Here is a 5,285-nt window from a genome sequence, read left to right as displayed (position 1 = left end):
GCAAATGCCTCTCTCTCTAAAGTTTCTGATCTTGTTGCTTCCTTTGGGAAAAATGGTGGCTAGCGTGGTTATGGGGTAGGTGATGTTTCTCCTGCTCGTTTTGTTTTGGGCTTGTTTTCTCGTCTTTTTATTTCTTGCTACGCTTTTGTACATTCTACATTTGCAGTTTTTATATTCTGCATTTGTCTATTCTATTGGGGCTTTCACTGAAAAAATTTTTCCACGAGCAAGAAGCAAACAAATCAAAGGGATGGTGAGTCATTGGTTTTGTTGATGGGAGAGGTTTGTGGAATATGGTATCGCTTCTGCCAATCTTTGCTCTGTCGTTTTTATCAACGGGATGAAATTTTCTCTTTGTGGGGAGAAGAACAAAAAGCGTGCTGATAAGAGCATGAGAGAGCTTGCACAATTGTAAAAAAAGCTTTAAATGAATCTCTCACGTTAGTGTGTGTTGTCAGATAATGAAAAAGTGTGGGGGTGTTTTTATGACCATAGACAAACCACAACGCGGGTCTCTTGCCAATGAGGTAGCTGTTGTGTCTGGGGGTGCTATTGATAAAGTATCGAAGCTTTTTTCTTTCAAAAAAGCGATCCCCTCTCGATAGAAGATTATGTCATTATCTTTTGCTTATCTCTCATAATAGTGATATTTTACGCTGCTATAATGTACGGAGATCTTCTGGAATATTTCCATGTGATCTCCAAGGAGCCGTGATATCCAAAGAGCCGTTTGAAGCAATGGTTTAGGAAAATCTTTACAAAACATTTCTGGAAAGTTTTAAAAATTTATCCTTGAACAAACTTGCCTTTAGCAAAATGGCTAGGACAGAATTATTGGCGCGCTGCTGGGTGGAATGGCGTTTGGGCTACTCTATTGTCTTATTTCGCAAGCGATTTTTTTTCGTTATATACCCTTGCCAGTTATTTTGGTCTTCCATTTTCTCTTGGATCGTGAATTGAAAGAAATGACACAGCGGTGGAGAAAAACGTGCTGATAAGAGCATGAGAGAGCTTGCACAATTGTAAAAAAAGCTTTAAATGAATCCCTCACGTTAGTGTGTGTTGTCAAACATTTCAGGAATGGGGGGTATTTGCATGACCATAGACAAACCACAACACGGATTTCTTGCCAGTGAGGCGGTTATTGTGTCGGGGCAAGCTTTTGATGAAGCATCAAAGCTTTTTTCTTTCAAAAAATCCTTGGCTCTCTCAACAAAAGATTATGTCATTATCTGTTGTTTGGCTGTAATCTTATTAGTGTTTTTTGCCGCTATGGCCTATATCAATCCTCTGGAATATTTTCATGTGATCTCCAAGGAGCAGTTTGAAGCGATTGCTCAGGAAAATCTTCGAGCAATGGGGCAGGAAAATATTGGAAAACAGGTTTTTGAAGCAGGTGCTCTGCTACAAAAGCATTTTATAGAATTATGGCGGGCTGCTGGATGGAATGGCGTTTGGGCTTTGATATGTTGTATACCAATAGCCATCTTTGGATTTGTTTTCGGATTCTTTCCGCTCTTGTTTATTTTCTGTGCTGTGTTGAAGCGTGAGGTAAAAGGAATGATCCAGCAATGGGAAAAATCGTTAGAATTGCAAAATACCAATTACGCAATAGATAGGGGGGGAGAGTGATTGTTTTTTCATTATGGACCATAGTTTGGGCAATATTTATGAGTGTGCTCATTGGTGCAGCATATATTATGATTTTTATTTTTACTCTTATGACGGTTTTTGTCATTTATTATTCTTTTGTTAAACGCGCAGGCTTGTTGTTTTGCATGGGGCGAAAACTTAAAAAAGCTGCACTGCAAAAATTGGGCCGTTATGAAAAACATAGCAGGGCGCAAAACTCAATTTTTGAGGCAAAGTTCAGTCCTGTTGCCTTTAAAGAATCTTTGGCTTTGTCAAGAAGAGAGTATAAAATCATCTGTTGTGTTGTTTTGATCATGTTGATCCCTTTCATGTGTTCATTGATTTTTGGTGCTTTTTATCCAAGATCTGCAATCTTTTTGGCAGGTTTGGAAGCCAAGGCCCCTGTTTTTTCTAAAGTCATCGCGTTTGTATTCCAAGGGTGGCTTTTAAGCTGGGCATGTATTGTCTTCTTCTTGCCGGTGGTTTTGATACTTCACGCTCTCCTCCATTGTGGCGTGAAAAGAACGGTAAAAAAATTGGAAAAATTTGCTTGAAGAGAGTGTAACACAACATCTTCACACAATGCGATAGGGGAAAAAAGTGGCTATTTTTATAAAATATTTCGGTTTGTTAGGACTGATTATCATAGGCATTCTTATGCTTATGGTCATCATAAGAGTTCCTTACTTTTTGATCAAATATCTCAGATTGCACTGTAAACTGTCTCAGGAATTGAGAAAGAGCATCATACAAGAAAAGGATGCATTACAGAAATTACACAGTGATAAGAAGGGAATGCAAAAACAGAATGCAGTGCTTGAGGCAAAAGCACGCCTGCTTTCTTTCAAAACATCCATGATGCTCTGGCCAAGAGAGTTTAAAGTTATCTTTTTCTTCTGTTTTCTCTATATCATTTTACAGGTTTTCTTTGCTGTAAAAGGCTGGGAATGGTGGAAGAATGATATAAGCTTCTTTATCATGATGCTGGTGAGTATTATATGGGTGTGTGCTTTGTTATTGAGCCCTATCATTGCACTGTTCTTTGTCAAGTTGAGTAGAAAATTGAGAAAGACAATTCAACAATTGGAAGAAGCGATTGTACAACGAGATGAAGCGCTTCGTGCGCAGGATGCTATAGGGGGAAACAATGACCGCTAGTTTTATAACATTAACAGTTCTCTCTGGTCTATGTTGGGTGATTGTTAGCCTTTCCATTTCTTTGCCAATTTTGCTCCTTTATTACATGTTTATCAAGCGTGCACGGTTGTATTGTAAAGCCAAAAGAGAACTGAAAAGAGTGCTGCAAGAACGTGACGCAGCGCTAGGGCGGTGTGCAAAATAGGAAAGATAAGATGGAGCAGGATTTAGGCTTTGATTAAGGCGCTGTTTTATCATTTGCAGGTACGCTAGTTCTGACAGGAAAAGAGTATAAAACAAGAGGCTCTAGAGCTGTTATCATAGGCAATATTTCTTTGATGATTATGATTGCCTCAAATGCCTAGCTATGCAAAGTTTCTGATCTTACTGCTTCCTTGGAAAAAATGGCGGTTTGTTTTGTGGATATGAGCGATGTGATGTTTTGAATGTCCATTTTATTTTGGGGGTGTTTTCTTGTCTCTTTGCCTATTCTTACGCTCTTGTACATTCTACAGGAGCTTCAGTGGAAAAAACAGCCCGCAATGGGAAGAAGCAACCCAATAGCAAAATGGAGTTAGTTTGTAGAAGGCAAGTTCTTCTTATCGGCTTATGAGATCATCTCGCTGTTTGAGAAACCTTATTCTGTACGCTCATGTAAATGGCATTATGCTTTTTATGGCTTTATTTAACGTGCGTGGTTGTATCGTAAAGCACAAGGAGAACGCAAAAGAGTATTGTAAGAGTATGACGGATTGCTAGGACGATGTGCAAAAGAGGAAAAATAACATGGAACAGGATTTAGAGGTTAATCAAGGGATTGCTTCTTCGTTGGAAGGGGCTTTGGTTCTGTCAAAACAGGATTATAAAAGAATATTTCATATCTCTACACTTATGGTGACTGTTTTGGTCGTGTTTGGCTTTGTATACCAGGTGATGTGTGGAGCAGGTTTTCTTTCTTTTGCTCTTTTAGAGTCGCTGGCATGGATTTTGGCTGGTGCTCTTTTCTTCTTACCAAGTATTTTATTGTTGCGTGTCATCGTGACACGTAAATTGAAGAAAATCATTCAGGAACTGGAAGAAGAAATCTAGCGAAGAAAAGCCGATATTATCACACCTTGTCATCAAGGAAAGATAAAATGAAGTCTTTTTCGTGTGGGGCGAAAAATATCGCATCTGTTGCGCTGAAAAAAGTAAAGTTCATTGAAGCAGTTTATCCGAGAGATACCTATCAGTTGACCATTAAACAGGATACAGAGTGTGAACCAGATGGTGTTTTTTATATTCATACGGAAACTAAAAAACGAAGAGCTTGCGGTCAGTTTTCTATCAAATATAAAAAGAAGGATGCACCATGTTTAACATAATAATCTCTTTTATTCCGTGGAGTATTCACTCTTGGATTATCAATGGAAATGTTTTAACTCTGGTCGAACGCTCTCTTATCTTAACGGTGCTTTTATTGTCCATTATTGCTGTGAATATTAAAATTATCCGACAGGGAGAACCGGTGATGATTACGAACATTCTGACAGTTATTGTTCTGTTTGTTAATGATTTCACTGGATGGTCTACACTTTTACTGAAATACCCCACAGTTTTTTGCTATCTGTCACTTGCTCTGGTTTCATTGATGAGCTTGCTGGTAAAGAAACCCTTTACCATTTTTTATGCGCCTGCTAGTATTTCTGAAGAACAACGCAAACATATCCTCTTTTATCTCATCAATAAATATATTACGTGGATTTGGGTCATCGTCTTTTTTGCCAATGGTCTTCTCGTGGCTTTTTTTGCATGGACCTTCCAGCTTTGGTTGGTCACTATGGGTTTCATTTGTGCTGGTATGCTTTTTTCGAAATATCTTCCTCACATCATGCAATATTTTTATCGCGTGAAACACCATGGAGCATAATATGTCATTGTTTAACATTCTGACCGGAACCCCTTTATGGGCTTGGATTTTGCTTATTTTTCTCATTGCGAGGGGAATAATCGCATTGAAAGATAGGGAAATGAAGGTTAACCGCCTTTTTCTCTTGCCGTTAGTCTTTCTTTTTTTGGGCGGAAGCGATGTGATTAACCAGCTGGCGTTCCCATGCTGGGGAGCATTCTCAATGTTGGCAGGGCTGATGATCGGCGTTGGCGTTGGCTGGTTGCTCTGGCGTGCCACTCCGCGTTTAAAAATCAAAGAGGGAACGGATTTAATTATTCGGCCTGGTACGCCGTTGACGCTGATATTTATTCTTATCGCTTTTGTCATCAAATTCACATTGATTGTTTTTCTCCATGTTAAACCTGATTTGAAATATGCATTTGATTTTAATCTTCTTTTTGGTCTTTTAAGTGGGTTCACTGATGGTGTGTTTTGGGGCGGCACATTAAATTTATATAGAGCATTTCGAAAGAATCCAAATGAATCCCTATACCATTAGCTGTGGGTGCTTCCCATTAGAACTCTCTCAAGAGAAGCTTATTCCTAACAACAACGCTGCATACAAATGCAGCGTTGCCTCGTAGTT

The 5,285-nt window shown here is 39.0% G+C and carries 8 protein-coding genes; all 8 read left to right on the top strand.

Features of this window, described 5'->3' with window-relative positions; genetic code table 11:
* The first annotated feature begins 1,095 nt into the window (after positions 1-1,095).
* The gene (locus PVV68_RS09615; RefSeq protein ID WP_273721670.1) at positions 1,096-1,632 is read left to right on the top strand and encodes a hypothetical protein; all 537 of its coding nucleotides are present in this window, start codon (positions 1,096-1,098) and stop codon (positions 1,630-1,632) included.
* Positions 1,629-2,186: a hypothetical protein gene (locus PVV68_RS09610; protein WP_273782973.1), complete on the top strand. Its 558-nt coding sequence runs from the start codon at positions 1,629-1,631 to the stop codon at positions 2,184-2,186. Before PVV68_RS09615 ends, PVV68_RS09610 begins: the two co-directional genes overlap by 4 nt.
* Before the next feature lie 46 nt (positions 2,187-2,232).
* The gene (locus tag PVV68_RS09605; RefSeq protein WP_273782972.1) at positions 2,233-2,790 is read left to right on the top strand and encodes a hypothetical protein; all 558 of its coding nucleotides are present in this window, start codon (positions 2,233-2,235) and stop codon (positions 2,788-2,790) included.
* Complete coding sequence (locus tag PVV68_RS09600; RefSeq protein WP_273721665.1) at positions 2,780-2,974, top strand: hypothetical protein; 195 nt, start codon at positions 2,780-2,782, stop codon at positions 2,972-2,974. Before PVV68_RS09605 ends, PVV68_RS09600 begins: the two co-directional genes overlap by 11 nt.
* Positions 2,975-3,555: 581 nt before the next feature.
* Entirely contained in the window at positions 3,556-3,858 is a 303-nt protein-coding gene (locus tag PVV68_RS09595; RefSeq protein ID WP_273782971.1) for a hypothetical protein, read from the top strand.
* Positions 3,859-3,905: 47 nt separating this feature from the next.
* A complete protein-coding gene (locus tag PVV68_RS09590) occupies positions 3,906-4,133 on the top strand; it encodes a hypothetical protein (protein ID WP_273721660.1) in 228 nt (75 codons plus the stop codon).
* The gene (locus tag PVV68_RS09585; protein WP_273782970.1) at positions 4,121-4,678 is read left to right on the top strand and encodes a hypothetical protein; all 558 of its coding nucleotides are present in this window, start codon (positions 4,121-4,123) and stop codon (positions 4,676-4,678) included. Before PVV68_RS09590 ends, PVV68_RS09585 begins: the two co-directional genes overlap by 13 nt.
* A gap of 1 nt (position 4,679) precedes the next feature.
* Positions 4,680-5,198, top strand: a complete 519-nt coding sequence (locus PVV68_RS09580) for a DUF6622 family protein (RefSeq protein WP_273782969.1) — start codon at positions 4,680-4,682, stop codon at positions 5,196-5,198.
* Positions 5,199-5,285 lie beyond the last annotated feature (87 nt).

This window comes from Bartonella sp. ML69XJBT (assembly GCF_028618515.1).
Taxonomy (GTDB): Bacteria; Pseudomonadota; Alphaproteobacteria; order Rhizobiales; family Rhizobiaceae; genus Bartonella.
This window is presented reverse-complemented; position numbering and strand designations above follow the sequence as displayed.

Coding starts and splice junctions, on each gene's coding strand:
- PVV68_RS09600 (WP_273721665.1), top strand. CDS start 2,780: ATGACCGCTAGTTTTATAACATTAACAGTTCTCTCTGGTCTATGTTGG.
- PVV68_RS09590 (WP_273721660.1), top strand. CDS start 3,906: ATGAAGTCTTTTTCGTGTGGGGCGAAAAATATCGCATCTGTTGCGCTG.
- PVV68_RS09615 (WP_273721670.1), top strand. CDS start 1,096: ATGACCATAGACAAACCACAACACGGATTTCTTGCCAGTGAGGCGGTT.
- PVV68_RS09585 (WP_273782970.1), top strand. CDS start 4,121: ATGTTTAACATAATAATCTCTTTTATTCCGTGGAGTATTCACTCTTGG.
- PVV68_RS09580 (WP_273782969.1), top strand. CDS start 4,680: ATGTCATTGTTTAACATTCTGACCGGAACCCCTTTATGGGCTTGGATT.
- PVV68_RS09595 (WP_273782971.1), top strand. CDS start 3,556: ATGGAACAGGATTTAGAGGTTAATCAAGGGATTGCTTCTTCGTTGGAA.